This is a genomic window from Bradyrhizobium semiaridum (assembly GCF_020329505.1).
Classification (GTDB): Bacteria; Pseudomonadota; Alphaproteobacteria; order Rhizobiales; family Xanthobacteraceae; genus Bradyrhizobium; species Bradyrhizobium semiaridum.
The window spans coordinates 124,563-143,505 of record NZ_JAGKJJ010000008.1 but is presented as its reverse complement, the minus strand read 5'-3'; the positions used below and the strand labels follow the sequence as shown (position 1 = coordinate 143,505).

The following is an 18,943-nucleotide window of genomic DNA, read 5'->3' as shown; positions in this document are numbered from 1 at the left end:
TAAGGAATGGTGACTTCCGTTCGCTCAACTTTGAACGAACGGGCAAACCCCGAATTGACCGCCTTTCCGACATCCCCGCCGCGCCCCGGCCCTGCTTAACTCCACTTAAGCCGCGAAGACAGCAGTCTGCGTCCCGATAACAGACCGGGGATGCAGATCGACGCACAGACGTTGACGATCCCCGACATTGGGGACGTCATATGGTGTCGCTGAAGTTTGCTTCATCGGCGGTCGCGGCTGCAGCTGCCCTGTCAATTGCGCTGTGCGCGGCACCGCCGGCGTTCGCGACCGATAACACCGCCCTCGGCGAGACGAGCGGCGAGCTTGCACCCGCGTCCGACGCCGCCGCGCACCGTCCGCCCGCCACCTTCTTCACCATCAACGACGTTCTGGCCAAGCTCGACCGGCAGCGCGGCCGTGGTCCCAACGCCGTGCGCACCGCCGCGCTCACACCGGCGAATACCGCGACCGATGCCCTGCCCGCCGCGAAGCCGCAGCCTGCGGTCGGTCCCGAGCCGTTCGGCCTGTTCACCTTCCGCGCGCCCGAGAGCAACCTCTGGAGCAAATGGCGCGGCCTCGAGGCGGACCTCGTCAAGGAGCAGGCCGTGCTCGCACAGTGCCGCGAGGACGCCGCCGGTTGCCCGTCCCACGCCGCGCAATTCCTCCGCCTGATCAACGCGGTCAGGCTCAAATCGGGGCGCGAACGGCTGAATGAGGCCAACCGGGCCGTCAATCAGGCGATCCGCTACATGAGCGACTTCGCGCAGCATGGCGTGCCCGATCGCTGGACTGCCCCGCTCGCCACCTTCGCGACCGGCAAGGGCGACTGCGAGGATTATGCGATCGCAAAGTATATCGCGCTCAGCGAGGCCGGCTTCCGGCGCGACGACCTGCGCCTGGTGCTGGGCCGCGACCGCGCCATCCGGCAGGATCACGCGGTGCTGGCGGCCCGCGTCGAGGGCCGCTGGCTGATCCTGGACAGCCGGCTGTCGGAGATCGTGGATGCATCCGGCACCGCGAATTTCACGCCCATGTTCGCGCTCGACCAGCGCGGCGTGCAGCTGTTCGCCGCGCCCTACGCCCGGCTGCCGCTTTCCGAGCTCGAGGCCGCGCCGGCGGCCGCCGACACCAGCGACGCCGAGTGGGCTGGATCCGAATCCACTGGCAGCGCCGGCTTCCAGTTGCCTTCGCTTCCGCTCTGGATGTGATCCGCAGCCAGGCCGCCAGCGGCTGCTTCCGGGCGGACATCTGGCGCGGCAGGCGGATTGCCCCGGACAGACAAAAGCCGCCGGCGACGCTTGTCGCCGGCGGCTTTGCAGTTTAGCCCGAGCCCTATGGACTACATGACGTGAACCGCGTTGGCGGCCGGCACGCCGGTGCTGACATGCGCAAGGTCGACTGCCGCTGCCGCTGTGCCGTTGGCCGAATACCAGAGCTCGTTGGTGGTCGTGTTGAAGACGAACTGGTTGGCCGTGCCATTCCAGGTCGATGCCTGATTGGCGTCGGTCGCGGCCGTGAACGTCGCCAATGCCGCGGTGTTGATCGTCAGGTTCAGGCTTGCGACATCGACGATGATGCTGTCGCCGGCAGCCAGATCGGCGATCGTATCGTGACCGTTCAACGCCGCCGTCGCCGCGAGCACGAACTTGTCGTTGCCGGCTCCGCCGATCAGCGTGTCGTTGCCGCCGTTGCCCTGGAGGGTATCGTCCCCGAGCCCGCCCGACAGGATGTTCGCGGCCGCGCTGCCGGTCAGAGTGTCGTTGAAGTTCGAGCCCTTGATATTGGCTTGCGGGTTGTTGGCGTCGCCGACCGTCGCCGTCACGGCGGTTGCCGAGGCGGACCAGTCGTTGAACAGCGTGCCCGGCGTGGTCAAGGTGAGCGACAGATCGCTGATCGACTTGTCGCCGTCGCTGTCCGTCAATGCGACATCGTAGTTCATGCCCACCGTCGGGATGCTGGTGGTCGTCGAGACGAAGGAGAACGCTCCGATGTCGAACGACTCTCCGTTGAGGGACGGATTGCTCAGCAAGGGAGTGTTGATCGCGTTCTCGATTTCGATCCGGTTGTAGCCGTTACCCGACGCATGGACCTGAACGGTGTCATGCAGGTCGAGACCCGTGACCAGATATCCGCCGTTGCCGTCGGTGACCAGGCTCGCGAGACTGACCGCGACCCCGTTCACCAGGATGCTCGTGATCGTGTTGAGCTGCGAGTCTCCGTTCACAAGCGCAGCCGAATGCGCTGCCATGTTGCCTCCGGGATTGTCGTCATTGGCGTTGTAGATCTTGACCCACACCTCGAGCGCATCGGCTCCCGGGCTGCCGTTCACCTGAACGATGCCGAACTGGAAGTCGTTGATGTTGTAGTGGGTCGTGTAGTCGTAGGTGTTGTTGTTCGAGCCGGACACCGTTGCGTTATTGACGAAATCGATGCGCAGGACGTCGCCGTCGTTCATGGAGTTGTTGGCGACGCCGATACCGACATTACTGGCCGACACGGAATCACCGGTCAGAGCGTCGGTCGTGCCGTCGGAAGCCTGCTGGTAGCCCGAGAACAGCAGGTCCGCCGTGGTGTTGGCGACGTCCAGCGCCTTGAACTGCTGGTTGTTCGAACCGAGAGCGGAGAAGTCGTTCACCGTCGTGATCGTGCTTGCTCCGATCTGGGCAAACAGATCGACGTGATACTGATCATTGCTCGTCGGCAAGCTGCCGTCAGGCTGCAAGGTGATGGCGAACACTTCCGTTCCGCCGCCGCCCGGAGCGCTGCCGATCCATCCCTGGAGCTGGTCTGGCGTCGCCGCATTGGCGTCGTGATCGACCAGGTAAAGATGGATCTGCTGCCCGCCCGACGTCAGGATCGCGTTGGTTCCGTTGACAACACCGGTGGCCAGTTGGCCGTTTGTGATATTGGCAAAGGCAATCGTTCCGGACTGGTCCGCGCCGACATTGTTATCGATATTGTGGTCAGCATCGAGGAAGCCTGAGAACATTGCGCCGGCCGCGTTGGACATGATGGCGGGATCGGGCACAATTGTCTTCGGACCGTCATCGCCGAACTGGATGTTGCCGCCGAGATCGAGCAGCGCGGTCGCCGTGGTCGAGCTGTCGCCGTCGCTGTCGGTCGTGACAACGCTCGCCTTCAGGTCGATCAGGTTGGCGGCCAGTGACTGCAGGTCGGAGATGTAGGCATTGTTGTAGACGTCGTGCTGGGCATGGTCGACCGCATGGGTCTGCGTCAGCGTCACCACGCCGGCATTGTCAACGCTGAGCGTGAACACCGTGTTGGCTGCCGTGATCGCGCCTTCCGTCAGCGCGGTCGAGCCGGTGATCACGCCGCCGCTCTCGTACAGCCGGATCGCAAGGCCGCCCGAGGTCAGGCCGGAGGCGCTGCCCTCGAGGAAGCCGGAGTGGAACTGCAGCGCATAGCTGATCGTGGTCGCACCGGCGCCGTCCGCACCGTAGTCGTTCAGATTGCCGAAGGTGAAGGCACTGGCAAAGCTCACCGACGCCACCGCGGGTGACGCATTGGTATCGCCCGCCAGGTTGGCGCCGACGAAGTTGCCGTTCGCTGTTCCGCCGTCGAAGGTCAGCGCCACCGGCTCGACGCCGGAGGTCGTCGCGGTCGGGTTGCCCGGACCGTCGTCGCCGAACTGGACGTTGCCGCCGAGATCGAGCAGCGCGGTCGCCGTGGTCGAGCTGTCGCCGTCGCTGTCGGTGGTAACGACGCTGGCCTTCAGGTCGATCAGGTTGCTCGCAAGCGATTGCAGGTCGGAGATGTAGGCGTTGTTGTAGACGTCGTGCTGAGCGTGGTCGACCGCATGGGTCTGGGTCAGCGTCACAACGCCGGCGTTATCAACACTGAGCGTGAACACCGTGTTGGCTGCCGTGATCGCGCCTTCCGTCAGCGCGGTCGAGCCGGTGATGACACCGCCGCTCTCGTACAGCCGGATCGCTGCGCCGCCCGAGGTCAGGCCGGAGGCGCTGCCCTCAAGGAAGCCGGAGTGGAACTGCAGCGCGTAGCTGATCGTGGTCGCACCGGCGCCATCGGCGCCGTAGTCGTTCAAATTGCCGAAGGTGAAGGCACCGGCAAAGCTCACCGACGCCACCGCGGGTGACGCATTGGTATCGCCCGCCAGGTTGGCGCCGACGAAGTTGCCGTTGGCCGTGCCGCCGTCGAAGGTCAGCGCCACCGGCTCGACGCCGGAGGTCGTCGCGGTCGGGTTGCCCGGGCCGTCGTCGCCGAACTGGACGTTGCCGCCGAGATCGAGCAGCGCCGTCGCCGTGGTCGAGCTGTCACCGTCGCTGTCGGTGGTAACGACACTGGCCTTCAGGTCGATCAGATTGCTGGCCAGCGATTGCAGGTCGGAGATATAGGCGTTGTTGTAGACGTCAGCCTGGGCATGGTCGACCGCATGGGTTTGCGTCAGCGTCACAACGCCGGCATTGTCCACGCTCAGCGTGAACACGGTGTTGGCTGCCGTGATCGCGCCTTCGGTCAGCGCCGTCGAGCCCGTGATCACGCCGCCGCTCTCGTACAGCCGGATCGCAAGGCCGCCCGAGGTCAGGCCGGAGGCGCTGCCCTCGGTGAACCCCGCATGGAACTGCAGCGCATAGCTGATCGTAGTCGCGCCGGCGCCGTCGGCGCCGAAGTCGTTGAGGTTGCCGAAGGTGAAGGCACCGGCAAAGCTCACCGACGCCACCGCGGGTGACGCATTGGTATCGCCGGCCAGGTCCGCACCAACGAAGTTGCCGTTCGCTGTGCCGCCGTCGAAGGTCAGCGCAACCGGCTCGACTCGCGACGGCGTAACCGTCGGATTGCCCGGGCCGTCATCCCCGAACTGGACATTGCCGCCGAGGTCGAGCAGCGCGGTCGCCGTGGTCGAGCTGTCGCCGTCGCTGTCGGTGGTGACGACGCTGGCCTTCAGGTCGATCAGGTTGGCAGCCAGCGACTGCAGGTCGGAGATATAGGCATTGTTGTAGACGTCATGCTGGGCGTGGTCGACCGCATGGGTCTGCGTCAGCGTCACCACGCCGGCGTTATCAACACTGAGCGTGAACACGGTGTTGGCTGCCGTGATCGCGCCTTCCGTCAGCGCGGTCGAGCCCGTGATCACGCCGCCGCTCTCGTACAGCCGGATCGCAAGGCCGCCCGAGGTCAGGCCGGAGGCGCTGCCCTCGAGGAAGCCGGAGTGGAACTGCAGCGCGTAGCTGATCGTGGTCGCGCCGGCGCCATCGGCACCGTAGTCGTTGAGGTTGCCGAAGGTGAAGGCACTGGCGAAGCTCACCGACGCCACCGCGGGTGACGCATTGGTATCGCCCGCCAGGTTGGCGCCGACGAAGTTGCCGTTGGCCGTGCCGCCGTCGAAGGTCAGCGCCACCGGCTCAACACCGGAGGTCGTCACCGTCGGGTTGCTCGGACCGTCATCGCCAAACTGGACGTTGCCACCGAGATCGAGCAGCGCGGTCGCCGTGGTCGACGTGTCGCCGTCGCTGTCGGTGGTAACAACGCTAGCCTTCAGGTCGATCAGGTTGCTCGCAAGCGATTGCAGGTCGGAGATATAGGCGTTGTTGTAGACATCATGCTGGGCATGATCGACCGCATGGGTCTGGGTCAGCGTCACAACGCCGGCATTGTCCACGCTCAGCGTGAATATGGTGTTGGCTGCCGTGATCGCGCCTTCCGTCAGCGCGGTCGAGCCCGTGATGACACCGCCACTCTCATACAGATTGATGGCAAGGCCGCCCGAGGTCAGGCCGGAGGCGCTGCCCTCAAGGAAGCCGGAGTGGAACTGCAGCGCGTAGCTGATCGTGGTCGCACCGGCGCCATCGGCGCCGTAGTCGTTCAAATTGCCGAAGGTGAAGGCACCGGCAAAGCTCACCGACGCGATCGCCGGTGACGCATTGGTATCGCCCGCCAGGTTGGCGCCGACGAAGTTGCCGTTGGCCGTGCCGCCGTCGAAGGTCAGCGCCACCGGCTCGACGCCGGAGGTCGTCGCGGTCGGGTTGCCCGGGCCGTCGTCGCCGAACTGGACGTTGCCGCCGAGATCGAGCAGCGCCGTCGCCGTGGTCGAGCTGTCACCGTCGCTGTCGGTGGTAACGACACTGGCCTTCAGGTCGATCAGATTGCTGGCCAGCGATTGCAGGTCGGAGATATAGGCGTTGTTGTAGACGTCGTGCTGGGCGTGGTCGACCGCATGGGTCTGCGTCAGCGTCACCACACCGGCGTTATCAACACTGAGCGTGAACACGGTGTTGGCTGCCGTGATCGCGCCTTCGGTCAGCGCCGTCGAGCCCGTGATCACGCCGCCGCTCTCGTACAGCCGGATCGCAAGGCCGCCCGAGGTCAGGCCGGAGGCGCTGCCCTCGGTGAACCCCGCATGGAACTGCAGCGCATAGCTGATCGTAGTCGCGCCGGCGCCGTCGGCGCCGAAGTCGTTGAGGTTGCCGAAGGTGAAGGCACCGGCAAAGCTCACCGACGCCACCGCGGGTGACGCATTGGTATCGCCGGCCAGGTTGGTGCCGACGAAGTTGCCATTGGCAGTGCCACCATCGAAGGTCAGCGCCACCGGCTCGACTCGCGACGGGGTAACCGTCGGGTTGCCCGGACCGTCGTCGCCGAACTGGACGTTGCCGCCGAGATCGAGCAGCGCCGTCGCCGTGGTCGACGTGTCGCCGTCGCTGTCGGTGGTAACAACGCTGGCCTTCAGGTCGATCAGGTTGGCAGCCAGTGACTGCAGATCGGAGATATAGGCATTGTTGTAGACGTCGTGCTGGGCATGGTCGACCGCATGGGTCTGGGTCAGCGTGACGACGCCGGCATTGTCAACGCTCAGCGTGAACACGGTGTTGGCTGCCGTGATCGCGCCTTCCGTCAGCGCGGTCGAGCCCGTGATCACGCCGCCGCTCTCGTAGAGCCGGATCGCAAGGCCGCCCGAGGTCAGGCCGGAGGTGCTGCCCTCGAGGAAGCCGGAGTGGAACTGCAGCGCATAGCTGATCGTGGTCGCACCGGCACCATCGGCGCCGTAGTCGTTGAGGTTGCCGAAGGTGAAGGCACCGGCAAAGCTTACCGATGCAATCGCCGGCGACCCGTTGGTGTCACCGACCAGATCCGCACCGACGAAGTTGCCGTTGGCTGTGCCGCCGTCGAAGGTCAGCGCCACCGGCTCGACGCCGGAGGTCGTCACCGTCGGATTGCTCGGGCCGTCATCGCCAAACTGGACGTTGCCACCGAGATCCAGCAGCGCGGTCGCCGTGGTCGAGCTGTCACCGTCGCTGTCGGTGGTGACAACGCTGGCCTTCAGGTCGATCAGGTTGCTCGCAAGCGATTGCAGGTCGGAGATATAGGCGTTGTTGTAGACATCATGCTGGGCGTGGTCGACCGCATGGGTCTGGGTCAGCGTCACCACGCCGGCATTGTCAACACTCAGCGTGAACACGGTGTTCGCCGCGTTGATCGCGCCTTCGGTCAGCGCGGTCGACCCCGTGATGACACCGCCGCTCTCGTACAGATTGATGGCAAGGCCGCCCGAGGTCAGGCCGGAGGCACTGCCCTCGAGGAAGCCGGAGTGGAACTGCAGCGCATAGCTGATCGTGGTCGCACCGGCGCCGTCCGCACCGAAGTCGTTGAGGTTGCCGAAGGTGAAGGCACCGGCGAAGCTCACCGACGCCACCGCGGGTGACGCATTGGTATCGCCGGCCAGGTCCGCACCAACGAAGTTGCCGTTCGCTGTGCCGCCGTCGAAGGTCAGCGCAACCGGCTCGACTCGCGACGGGGTAACCGTCGGATTGCCCGGGCCGTCATCCCCGAACTGGACATTGCCGCCGAGGTCGAGCAGCGCCGTCGCCGTGGTCGAGCTGTCGCCGTCGCTGTCGGTGGTGACGACGCTGGCCTTCAGGTCGATCAGGTTGGCAGCCAGCGACTGCAGGTCGGAGATATAGGCGTTGTTGTAGACGTCGTGCTGAGCGTGGTCGACCGCATGGGTTTGCGTCAGCGTCACAACGCCGGCATTGTCCACGCTCAGCGTGAATATGGTGTTGGCTGCCGTGATCGCGCCTTCGGTCAGCGCCGTCGAGCCGGTGATCACGCCGCCGCTCTCGTACAGATTGATGGCAAGGCCGCCCGAGGTCAGGCCGGAGGCGCTGCCCTCGGTGAACCCCGCATGGAACTGCAGCGCATAGCTGATCGTAGTCGCGCCGGCGCCGTCGGCGCCGAAGTCGTTGAGGTTGCCGAAGGTGAAGGCACCGGCAAAGCTCACCGACGCCACCGCGGGTGACGCATTGGTATCGCCCGGGAGCTCCGCACCAACGAAGTTACCATTTGCAGTGCCACCATCGAAGGTCAGCGCAACCGGCTCGACTCGCGACGGCGTAACCGTCGGATTGCCCGGGCCGTCATCGCCGAACTGGACGTTGCCGCCGAGGTCGAGCAGCGCCGTCGCCGTGGTCGAGCTGTCGCCGTCGCTGTCGGTGGTGACGACGCTCGCCTTCAGGTCGATCAGGTTGGCAGCCAGCGATTGCAGGTCGGAGATATAGGCGTTGTTGTAGACGTCGTGCTGGGCGTGGTCGACCGCATGGGTCTGCGTCAGCGTGACGACGCCGGCGTTATCAACACTGAGCGTGAACACGGTGTTAGCCGCCGTGATCGCGCCTTCCGTCAGCGCGGTCGAGCCGGTGATCACGCCGCCGCTTTCGTACAGCCGGATCGCCGCACCGCCCGAGGTCAGGCCGGAGGCGCTGCCCTCGAGGAAGCCGGAGTGGAACTGCAGCGCGTAGCTGATCGTCGTCGCGCCGGCGCCGTCCGCACCGAAGTCGTTCAAATTGCCGAACGTGAAGGCACCGGCGAAGCTCACCGACGCCACCGCGGGTGACGCATTAGTATCGCCCGCCAGGTTGGCGCCGACGAAGTTGCCGTTGGCTGTGCCGCCGTCGAAGGTCAGCGCCACCGGCTCGACACCGGAGGTCGTCACGGTCGGGTTGCCCGGACCGTCGTCGCCGAACTGGACGTTGCCGCCGAGATCGAGCAGCGCCGTCGCCGTGGTCGACGTGTCGCCGTCGCTGTCGGTGGTAACAACGCTGGCCTTCAGGTCGATCAGGTTGCTCGCAAGCGATTGCAGGTCGGAGATATAGGCGTTGTTGTAGACGTCGTGCTGGGCGTGGTCGACCGCATGGGTCTGGGTCAGCGTGACGACGCCGGCATTGTCCACGCTCAGCGTGAACATGGTGTTCGCCGCGTTGATCGCGCCTTCGGTCAGCGCGGTCGACCCCGTGATGACACCGCCGCTCTCGTACAGCCGGATCGCAAGGCCGCCCGATGTCAGGCCGGAGGCACTGCCCTCGAGGAAGCCGGAGTGGAACTGCAGCGCGTAGCTGATCGTGGTCGCGCCGGCGCCGTCGGCGCCGAAGTCGTTCAAATTGCCGAAGGTGAAGGCGCCGGCAAAGCTCACCGATGCCACCGTCGAGGACGCGTCGGTATCGCCGGCCAGGTCCGCACCGACGAAGTTGCCGTTGACCAGGCCGCCATCGAAGGTCAGCGCAACCGGTTCGACACCCGAAACCGTCACCGTCGGAGTGCCCGGACCGTCGTCACCGAACTGGACGTTGCCGCCGAGGTCGAGCAATGCAGTCGCCGTCGCCGATGTGTCGCCGTCGGCGTCCGTGGTGACAACGCTGGCCTTCAGGTCGATCAGATTGCTGGCAAGTGATTGCAGGTCGGAGATATAGGCATTGTTGTAGACGTCATGCTGAGCGTGGTCGACCGCATGGGTCTGCGTCAGCGTCACCACGCCGGCGTTATCAACACTGAGCGTGAACACCGTGTTGGCTGCCGTGATGGCGCCTTCCGTCAGCGCGGTCGAGCCGGTGATGACGCCGCCACTCTCATACAGATTGATGGCAAGGCCACCCGAGGTCAGGCCGGAGGCGCTGCCTTCGGCAAACCCGGCGTGGAATTGCAGCGCGTAGCTGATCGTCGTCGCACCGGCGCCATCGGTGCCGAAGTCGTTCAGATTGCCGAATGTGAATGCGGCGGCAAAGCTCGCCGATGCCACCGTCGGAGACGAATTGGTGTCGCCAGCGCCTTCGGCGCCGACGAAGTTGCCGCTCACGAGGCCGCCGTCGAAAGTCAGCGCGCCAGGCTCGACACCGGAGATTGTCACGGTCGGATTGCCCGGACCGCTGTCCTGGATCGTGAACACGCCGTTGCCGAGGTTGAGCGGCGTCGTCACGGTGTCGCCGTCCGCATCGGTGATGGTCTGCACCAGTTGCAGCAGATCGGCGCTCGACAGCGTCAGCGTCGCAGCATCATCCGGATTGGCCGGATCAGCGTGCCAGACGTTGTTGACCTGCGTGAACGTCACCACGCCGGTCGTCTCGTTGATCGTGATGGTGAAATACGTCGTGCCGTTCGCCGAGCCGGTGATCGTGTCACCCGACTGGTTCAGCACGATCTGGGCACCCTGCCCGATGCCGTCGCCGTCGAGCGCGCTCTTGTCGGTCGGCTCCAGCGCGTACAGGCCCGAAGCCACGTTCGAGCCGGCCAGCACCAGGGTGTAGACGGTATTGCCCGCCCCATCGCTGCCGTAGCTCCCGCCGGTGAAGTTGTCGGCGAAGTTCGCCGTCACGCTGGCAAGGCCGCCCGGAGCCGAGCCGCCCGCCGTGTCCGAGCCGACCGGACGCGTCTCGTCCAGCACCAGGGTGTCGACCGCGCCGGCCACCGTGCTTGCCGTCGGACCGCTGTCCTGGATTGTGAACACACCGTTGCCGACGTCGAGCGGCGTCGCCACGCTGTCGCCGTCCGCGTCGGTGATGGTCTGCACCACCTGCAGCAGATTGGCGCTCGTCAGCGTCATCGTCGCCGCGTCATCCGGATTGGCCGGATCCGCGTGCCAGATGTTGTTGACCTGCGTGAACGTCACCACGCCGGTCGTCTCGTTGATCGTGATCGTGAAATACGTCGTGCCGTTGGCCGAACCGGTGATCGTGTCGCCGGACTGGTTCAGCACGATCTGCGTCCCCTGCCCGAAATGGGCCGGGTTGCTGTCGGTCGGATCCAGCGCATAGAGGCCGGAGGCGACGTTCGTGCCGGTCAGCTTCAGCGTGTAGGTGGTCGTGCCAGCGCCATCGGCGCCATAGCTGCCGCCGGTGAAATTGTCGGAGAAGTTCGCCGTCACGCTGGCAAGGCCGTTCGGGGCCGAGCCGCCCGCTGAGTCCGTCCCCGCCGGACGCGTTTCGTCCAGCACGAAGGTGTCGACCGCGCCGGTTGCCGTGCTCGCCACCGGACCGTCGTCCAGGAACGTCAGGTGCGAACCGACATCGGTCTGCGCGCTCGCCGTCTGGTTCGCAGTGTCCGTGACCGTCGCAGTCAGCGTGATCAGGCCTTGCGCCAGCGAAATCGCTTCGTTGGGATTGCCCGGAGCAGCCTCGTGGACGCTGCGCAGATCGGTGAACGTCACGTGACCGGTCGAATCAACCGAAACCGTAAACACCAGATCGCCGCCAACGGCGGTGCGGCCTTCAACAACGCCGGCGTTGACGGACAGCAGCACATGCTGGCCGGTCGCTGAATCGATCAAGCCGGAATCTGCGCCCGGCGCGCTCACCGAGAGCGCGAAGGTCAGCGACTGCTGGCCGGACGGCGCATCGACAGTGAATGGCACCAGCGTGGATGCCACGGTCGATCCGAGCGGAGCCTGGCCCGAACCGGCAACGCCGCCGTTGGTCGCGGCGGTCAGGAAGCTCTCGTCCACGGCGAGGCCCGGCACGAAACCGAGAGAGATGGTCGGAGCTGGATTGTTCTGCGTGAGCACAAAGCCGGTCTGCGGCGGCGTCACGAAATTCGGCAGATCTTCCTGCCCCGCCAACTGATTGGTGGGAACGGGATCGAGTGGATCGACAACGGAGGGCCTGAAATTCGCACCGCTCGCCTGCGCGTTGCCGCCCGTCCCGTCCGCCGCCGGCAGCACGGAGGAATCCGTGGTGATCGGAAACAGGCTCGCGAATTCCTGCACCGTGACGTCGCGGCCGGGCGCCATCTCGACGGTGATGTTGCTGCGCGCGCCGCCATCTTGCGACTGGCCTTGCGAGTCCGCGCGGGAATCGAAGAACGGCTCGACTGTGACGGTCGACTGGTTGTCGAACAGGATGATCAGCTTCTCGCCGACATGGACCAGCGTGATTTTCTCATTGGCGATCGACGAAAAGTCGACCTTCACCTTCTGGTCGTATCCGAGATTGATGACGACGGCCTGGTCGGTCAGCGGCTTCGTCAGCTTGTAGATTCGAACAGGAGCCGAATTGACAGAATTTCCCGCACCGGTGGCCTGAGCCACCTGAAACTGTCCCTGCATTATCAACTCCGCAAAAAAGCGATTAGAGGAAAACTTGTAGAAAAATTTACGTTTAAGCTATTGTTAACGACGGGCCCGGTCAAGAAATGCATTTGGTTAATCAATACTTTCCGTGCAGGTGTGGTAAAAATTGACCATGTCGGTTCAGCAAGATCAGATGCTTAGCTAAACCGGGCAGGCCAATAGGTGCTGCCGCACCCGGATTCTTTCGGGCAATTTGGAGCGGTCGATGCGCGTGATCGTTGAGGTGACTGCCCTGGCCCTGCTGTGGGGCTCTATCGGCACGGCGTCCGCACAGGCTCCCAAGCCCGTCCCGTCGGAGACCACGGTCGAGCGCCAGGTCAAGGCCCTGCCCAACCGGGACACCCAAATCGGCATTTATCTCAATGTGTTACCTGACTGTACGTCAGGCCCCCTGCCGACCATCCGCCTGGTCAGCCCGCCGGCAGCAGGAAAGGTGGTGGTGCGGTCCGGAAAGGCGAAGGCCACCAATTACAAGGCCTGCCTTGCGCTCGAGGTGCCGGCTTACGTCGCCCTCTACAAGGCGCCGGCCGAATTCGTCGGTGCCGATTCGCTGACGATCGAGGTGAAGTATCCGGGCGGCCGCACCGAAATCCAGAAGATCACGGTGACGGTCAGCGGCCCTGGAGCTCAGCAGAAGATCTGACGAAGGGCGGCGCGCTCTCGCCGCCGCCATTTCGGAATATTGGAAATATATCCCTGAGTTGCCCGACATGTCAAGTTGCCTTGTCGAGCGTTGCCTTGTCGAGCGGCCGGCAGCCGCCGGCTCCTTTGCATGGGGTTGTTTTTCGAGATTTGGCAGCGCGCACCTGCCCAGCACGCCGAGACGTGCAGCGAGTCCGAAGCCAGGACCTACCCTGACCCCATCACCCTCTAGAGAGGTTCGCTCTCATCGGTGTCCTGCACCTGGGGCGGCGAGACGTCGCGCCGTTCAGCGGTCTGCTGATCGAGCGAAGTCCTGTCCTCATGGCAGTCGCTGATCCGGCGGGCGACCACGCGGTCCCTGCGCTGCGCGCCGACCCTGACTTCGTTGACTTCCGTATAGGCTTCATCGCTGAGCACGGTGATCACCGTGCTGACCGGCCCGAGATAATCGCACCGGTTGGAGAAGATGTACTTGTTGCTGACCTTCTCGGGCTTCGACGAGTGACAATTGCCGACCGACGCCGATGAGAACGTCGCCTTCATTGCCTGGGTTGGGTCGACGCAACGCGTCATCTCCCGCTCGAACAATCGCTGCCGGACCTTCGAGTCCGACACGAGCTCGAGCGTGCGGACGAAGCGCCACATCCCCTTGCGGAAGGTCGGACCGCCAAAGCTCTCCTCGGCCGCCGCAGCGTGCGAGGCAAAGGACACAGAAAGGGCGATCACCACGCCAACGGAGCGCGCGATGATTCTCGACGACCCGAAGTCCTCACCCAACATCATATGATGGATTCCTATCGGCTGAACCACCGCGGCCGCACGGTTGGAGCCACGCCCGCAAGCCTAGCATGGATCCATTCCATGACGCTTCACGTTAAATTCCCGTAAATCAGCTGAGTTTTTGCAGGGTTCCGGCGCCGAGAGGACACCGCAAGAGCGATGTCGGTTAAGTTTCCCTCATTGTCGAATTTCCGTCAGAGCAGCGACGGACACTGGCCGCCGGATCAACCCATCAATGGGTCAAGCGCGCTGCCGCCGCTTTGTCGGCGCCCGCCGCCACACCCTCATCGCAATCGCCAAGCCGCGTCGCGACGACCATGTCGGTTCTGGGATTTTCGCCGGTGCTCACCTCGTTCAACTCGGTGTAGGCCTCGTCGCTGCTCACCGTGATCACGGTGCTGACGGCGCCCATGACATCGCAACGGCGTCCGAAGGTGTACTGGTTGCCGTTCTTCTCGGGCTTGTCGGAGACGCAGGTCCCGACCGATCCCGACGAGAAGGTCGCCTTCATCGCGTGGGTCGGATCGACGCAGCGGGTCATCTCCGCATTGACCACCCGATACTTGACGTTCTTGTTGGCGTTTCTGACGATGTCGAGCGTTCGCACGAAGCGCCACAAGCCCTTGCGGAAGCTCGGACCGGAGAACGATTCCTGATTGGGCTGCACGGCCGCGTCACGGCTCTTTGCCGGCTGCGGCAACGGCGTCTGTGCGTAGGCACCGCACGACAGCGCCGTCACGATCATCATGGTCAGCAACGAACCTGCAATGGCATTCCGTACGATCATTCCCGCCCCCAACAGCAATTCCGGACCGCTCGCGATGTGGGTCCGGATCAGGTCCGTGAAGAAATGCTCCACGACGAGATTCGGTATCGATCAACCAGTTGCAGGCCAATTGTGGCGAGTAAAGGCGCGGCGGCGCCGTGAAACGACTTCCAGTTCAATTCCGATCCACTGCAGCAAAGTTGCAACACCCGATCCCCGCCTGACCTCCCAGGCCCGCTCGGGTTTGACGTTGCAGGATATTTTTGCTCATTTACCAGGGATATTTTTTACTGATTTGCCGCGTGTATCGCCACGAGGGGGCCCTGATGCATATTCGCTTTCGTTACGCCGTCGCTGGCCTTCTGGCTTTGGGTGTGACGTCATTCGGCAGTTCTGCGCCGGTAGCGGCGGCGGACCTTGGCTTGATCACGAAAGCACCGGTCGGCAGCTGCTCCGAGATCGTCTTCACCTGTGAGAATGGCCGCAACTATCCGCTGTGCCCGCGCGCTGTCACGGTCGAGGGCGAAGTGGTGACGGCCTCGCTTCGCACCGGCCGTCACGGCGGCGTGCACGTGCGGCATGTGCCGATGGGCGTGGGTTATCGCTATGCCGGCCGCGGCATCTGGCTCGACGGCTTCGGCGAAAGCGCCCTGCTCAACTTCGGCAAGCACAGCCAAGTGGCATGCACCATCGCGCACTGAGCGCGATCGGACGACGCTATAGTGTTTAGTCCTGATTGAGGATTGTCTTCGCGCGACGGGTCGTGCGTGTCACGCATGCTCTCGCGCAGCGACCGCGTCAGCACGCTCGGCGTGACGCGGCGAAATCATCGGGAGACAGCCTCACCCTCTGGTGCGAAGCACCACGCGACCGCCTCGTGGGTACATGTAGGCCTTGGGACGGATGTAGACCGGGCAGAGGTCCTGCCACTGATACAGCTGCCAATTCCATTTCAGGCAACCCGTTTCGATCGGACGGTCGTGGCCGTAATCGAGCCGATACGGCGCGTCGCCGATCACATACTCGGCGCTGCGCGCTGCCGTCGACGACACGACGACGGTCACAGCGGCCGCGGCAATGATTGCAAGAAATGACTTATGCATAACGCCCCCAATAAGATGACGGGTCCGCGTCAAGAGTGCCAAATCGGCCGCGACTTAGCAAGGTGCTGGTCATCCGTCTCACGCTAGGATGACCACACCTGGCGAATTTGGGACGTGCTGGACGAACTGATCACGCGACATTTCAGCCATCACGCTACGACACGGCCAATGGCGGCGATGGAGATCGATTATCCGAGCGGCCGCAGATTAAAGCTGACGTCGAAGACCATGCACCGCCTGTTCGCAAAGGAGACCGGCATGACCTTCGGCGAATGGCGCCAGCAGGCGCACCTGCTGTTCGCACTCGAGCGTCTGGCGCGCGGCGAACGGGTCGTCGACGTCGCGCTCGACAGCGGCTATGCCAGCCAGAGCGCCTTCTCCGCGATGTTCCGCAGGCATTTTGGGGTGCCGCCGAACGTGTCCTATCGATAGAAGCGTGCGGCCAGTTACCGGTCCGCCGGTGCCGACTGCGCGAGCGGGCCCAATATCCACTCCCTGAACGCCGCGATCTTCGGGAGCTGCTGCCGGTTGTCGGGGCAGACGAGATAATACGCGAACTCCTCCATCTGCGCGGTCTCAAGCAACTGGATCAGCGCGCCGTCGCGGATTTCATTCGCAACCATCGCTGCCGGCAGCAGCCCCGCGCCCTGCCCCGACAGCACCGCCTTCAAGAGAAGACCGGAATCGTCGAACGATGGCCCGCGCGGCGCGCGGACGTCCGCGATGCCGTTGCTCTGAAACCACAGGCTCCATCCCTTGCGCTCGGCGTCATGCACCTGCGGCCAGTCCGCTAGGTCATCCGGAGATTGCGGCCGCCCGCGCTGCGCGACCAGCGACGGCGCCGCGACCACCACCATCTCGACGGTAACAACGCGGTCGCTGCGCAGACCCGGATAGCGGCCAAGGCCGTGACGCACCGCGACGTCGATGCCGCTGCGCGAGAAGTCCACCAGCGCGTTGCCGGTGACGATCTGCAAATCGATCTCGGGATGCGCATGCTGGAACGAGGCCATGCGCGGTACCAGCCAGGCCGATGCAAAGAACGGCGTCACGCTGACGGTGAGCACGCCGGCATCGTTCGAGGCCGCGACACGGCGCGAGGCTTCCGCGATCTGGCGAAACGCGTTGCGGATCGACGGCAGATAGTCGCGCCCGGCGTCGGTGAGATAGATGCCGCGCGGCACCCGCTCGAACAGTTTCGTGCCGAGATGCAGTTCGAGTGTCTTGAGCATCTGGCTGACTGCGCCAGGCGTCACGCACAATTCCTCGGCCGCGAGCTTCACCGAGAGATGGCGGGCGGCGGCTTCGAACGCCTTGAGCGCATTCAGGGGCGGAAGCTTCTGCTCCATGGCTTAGATTTTCTAATCTGAAATGCGCAGGAATTCTGGTTTGCGGCTCTGCGCTTCCCGATCCATTTATCAGGATATCCTTCGGTAACCGGCCACGCAAGGCAGTGCGTCTTGCCGGCCAGATTAGATTTTCTAGTTCCATAGAAGCCGCATGAGCACGCGCATCGATCAGATCAATGCCTCGCAAGCCGGCAGCCTGCCGGGCCTGCTGGAGTTTCGCTGGATCGAAGCCGGTTACGGTCTGGTCCGTGGCCGCTTCGAGATCACGGCAAGACATTTTTCGCCGCACGGCCTCCTGCATAGCGCGACCATCGTCGCGCTCGCCGACACCGCCTGCGGCTTCGGCTGTCTCGCATCCTTGCCGGAAGGTGCAAGCGGCTTCGCGACTGGAGAGCTGAAGACCAACTTCATCGGCACCGCGCGCCAGGGAGCGGTGAGCTGCGATGCGCGCCTCGTCCATGCCGGACGCACGACCCAGGTGTGGGATGCCGAGATCCGCAGCGAGGTCACCGGAAAGACCATCGCGCTGTTCCGCTGCACGCAGATGCTGCTCTACCCGCCGGTCAACGCACACAGCCACCCAACACGATCGGAGCCATCATGAGAAGCACAGCCGTGAGCACCGGCCGTCGCAAGGCAAAGCCATTCTACGGCTGGTACGTCGTGACAGCGGCCTTCATCGTGACCTTCATCGGGTTTGGCAGCGCCTACACCTTCTCGTCCTTCGTAGAGTCGCTGCAACGCGAGTTCGGTGCCTCGCGCGGCACCGTGTCGCTGGTGTTCTCCTTGGCCGGCTTCCTGTATTTCGGCCTCGGCGTGATCTCGGGCCCGCTGGCCGACCGCTGGGGCGCGCGCAGGCTCGCAGCACTCGGCATGGCGCTGGTCGGTCTCGGTCTGTTGTTCGCCAGCCGCGCCCAGACCATCCTGCAGGTTTATGCCGCCTACAGCATCGGCATCGGCGCCGGAGTCGGCTGCGCCTATGTCCCGACGCTCGGCGCCGTGCAGCGCTGGTTCGTCCGGCGGCGCGGTTTCGCGTCGGGCCTCGCAGTCAGCGGCATCGGCGTCGGCACGCTGGTGATGCCGCCGCTCGCGACCTGGCTGATCGCAGCCATCGGCTGGCGCGACGCCTATCTCGTGCTGGGCATCCTGGCTGCCGTGACCGGCGTCGGGTCATCGCTGCTGATCGCCGACGATCCGCGCGGTCATGGAACCGGACCGGACGGCGATCCCCTTGAAGCTGGCGGAAGCGCACAGGTCCGTCACGGCGTCTCGATCCGCGATGCGGTACGGACGCTGCGCTTTGCCGGGCTCTACGCGGCGTGCCTGATCAGCGCGTTCGGCGTGTTCGTGCCTTTCGTCCATCTCGTGCCCTATGCCGTCGATCATCAGGTGACGGCGACCACCGCCGCCGTGCTGCTCGGACTGATCGGCGTCGGCAGCACGGCCGGCCGCTTCTTCCTGGGCGGGATCGCCGACCGCGTCGGCCGGGACGCGTTCCTGATCGCGATGTACGCCGGGATGGCCGTCTCGCTGGCGATCTGGGCTGGTGCCGGCGGGTTTTGGTCGCTCGTAGCCTTCGCGTTGCTGTTCGGCGTGTTCTATGGCGGCTGGGTCGCGATCCTGCCCGCCGTCGTCACCGATCATTTCGGCGGCCGCCATGTCAGCGGCATCATCGGCCTGCTCTACACCAGCGTCGCGATCGGCACGCTGCTGGGCCCGAGCGCCGCAGGCTTCGTGTTCGACTTCAGCCACAGCTACGTCATTCCGGTTGCGATCAGCGCGGCCGCCAACATCGTTGCCGCACTGATCGCGGCGGCCACGATGCGAACCGCCTCGCCGGTTCGATCATAACGCCCGGCAACCGGCCGTCTGGGCTACGCGACCCTTCGTCGGATCGCGGCGCCCAGACATGACAAAGGGGCCCGAAGGCCCCCAA

Annotated in this window: 11 protein-coding genes; 6 read left to right on the top strand and 5 right to left on the bottom strand. The window is 64.7% G+C overall.

All coding sequences use genetic code 11. The features are described from left to right. The first annotated feature begins 200 nt into the window (after nt 1-200). Nucleotides 201-1,208, top strand: coding sequence for a transglutaminase-like cysteine peptidase (locus J6500_RS12820; protein WP_225713068.1), 1,008 nt, complete (start codon nt 201-203; stop codon nt 1,206-1,208). A 131-nt stretch (nt 1,209-1,339) separates the two neighbouring features. On the opposite strand, the gene J6500_RS12815 is transcribed toward J6500_RS12820, so the two are convergent. Next, a complete protein-coding gene (locus tag J6500_RS12815) occupies nt 1,340-12,343 on the bottom strand; it encodes a DUF5801 repeats-in-toxin domain-containing protein (RefSeq protein WP_225713067.1) in 11,004 nt (3,667 codons plus the stop codon). A gap of 229 nt (nt 12,344-12,572) precedes the next feature. On the opposite strand from J6500_RS12815, the gene J6500_RS12810 reads away from it, so the two are divergent. Then, nucleotides 12,573-13,010 carry a hypothetical protein gene (locus J6500_RS12810; protein ID WP_225713066.1) on the top strand — a complete coding sequence of 146 codons (438 nt, stop codon included), beginning with the start codon at nt 12,573-12,575 and terminating at the stop codon, nt 13,008-13,010. A 227-nt stretch (nt 13,011-13,237) separates the two neighbouring features. Here J6500_RS12810 and J6500_RS12805 read toward each other — a convergent pair whose 3' ends face one another. Together J6500_RS12805 and J6500_RS12800 are read right to left on the bottom strand one after the other, a co-directional pair. After that, nucleotides 13,238-13,735: a DUF3617 domain-containing protein gene (locus J6500_RS12805; RefSeq protein WP_225713065.1), complete on the bottom strand. Its 498-nt coding sequence runs from the start codon at nt 13,733-13,735 to the stop codon at nt 13,238-13,240. Nucleotides 13,736-14,021: 286 nt separating this feature from the next. Further along, a complete protein-coding gene (locus tag J6500_RS12800; RefSeq protein WP_225713064.1) occupies nt 14,022-14,576 on the bottom strand; it encodes a DUF3617 domain-containing protein in 555 nt (184 codons plus the stop codon). Nucleotides 14,577-14,881: 305 nt separating this feature from the next. Here J6500_RS12800 and J6500_RS12795 point away from each other — a divergent pair, with 305 nt between their 5' ends. Further along, the gene (locus J6500_RS12795) at nt 14,882-15,256 is read left to right on the top strand and encodes a hypothetical protein (RefSeq protein ID WP_225713063.1); all 375 of its coding nucleotides are present in this window, start codon (nt 14,882-14,884) and stop codon (nt 15,254-15,256) included. A 141-nt stretch (nt 15,257-15,397) separates the two neighbouring features. On the opposite strand, the gene J6500_RS12790 is transcribed toward J6500_RS12795, so the two are convergent. Next, entirely contained in the window at nt 15,398-15,658 is a 261-nt protein-coding gene (locus tag J6500_RS12790) for a hypothetical protein (protein ID WP_225713062.1), read from the bottom strand. 114 nt (nt 15,659-15,772) lie between these two features. Here J6500_RS12790 and J6500_RS12785 point away from each other — a divergent pair, with 114 nt between their 5' ends. Next, entirely contained in the window at nt 15,773-16,090 is a 318-nt protein-coding gene (locus tag J6500_RS12785) for a helix-turn-helix domain-containing protein (RefSeq protein ID WP_225713061.1), read from the top strand. A gap of 14 nt (nt 16,091-16,104) precedes the next feature. On the opposite strand, the gene gcvA is transcribed toward J6500_RS12785, so the two are convergent. Next, the gene (gene gcvA / locus J6500_RS12780; protein ID WP_225713060.1) at nt 16,105-17,007 is read right to left on the bottom strand and encodes a transcriptional regulator GcvA; all 903 of its coding nucleotides are present in this window, start codon (nt 17,005-17,007) and stop codon (nt 16,105-16,107) included. A 151-nt stretch (nt 17,008-17,158) separates the two neighbouring features. Between gcvA and J6500_RS12775 the strand changes: the two genes are divergently transcribed. Beyond that, on the top strand, nt 17,159-17,611 hold the full coding sequence (locus J6500_RS12775) for a PaaI family thioesterase (RefSeq protein WP_225713059.1): 453 nt from the start codon (nt 17,159-17,161) through the stop codon (nt 17,609-17,611). Then, the gene (locus tag J6500_RS12770; protein WP_225713058.1) at nt 17,608-18,858 is read left to right on the top strand and encodes an MFS transporter; all 1,251 of its coding nucleotides are present in this window, start codon (nt 17,608-17,610) and stop codon (nt 18,856-18,858) included. Before J6500_RS12775 ends, J6500_RS12770 begins: the two co-directional genes overlap by 4 nt. The last annotated feature ends 85 nt before the right edge of the window (nt 18,859-18,943 follow it).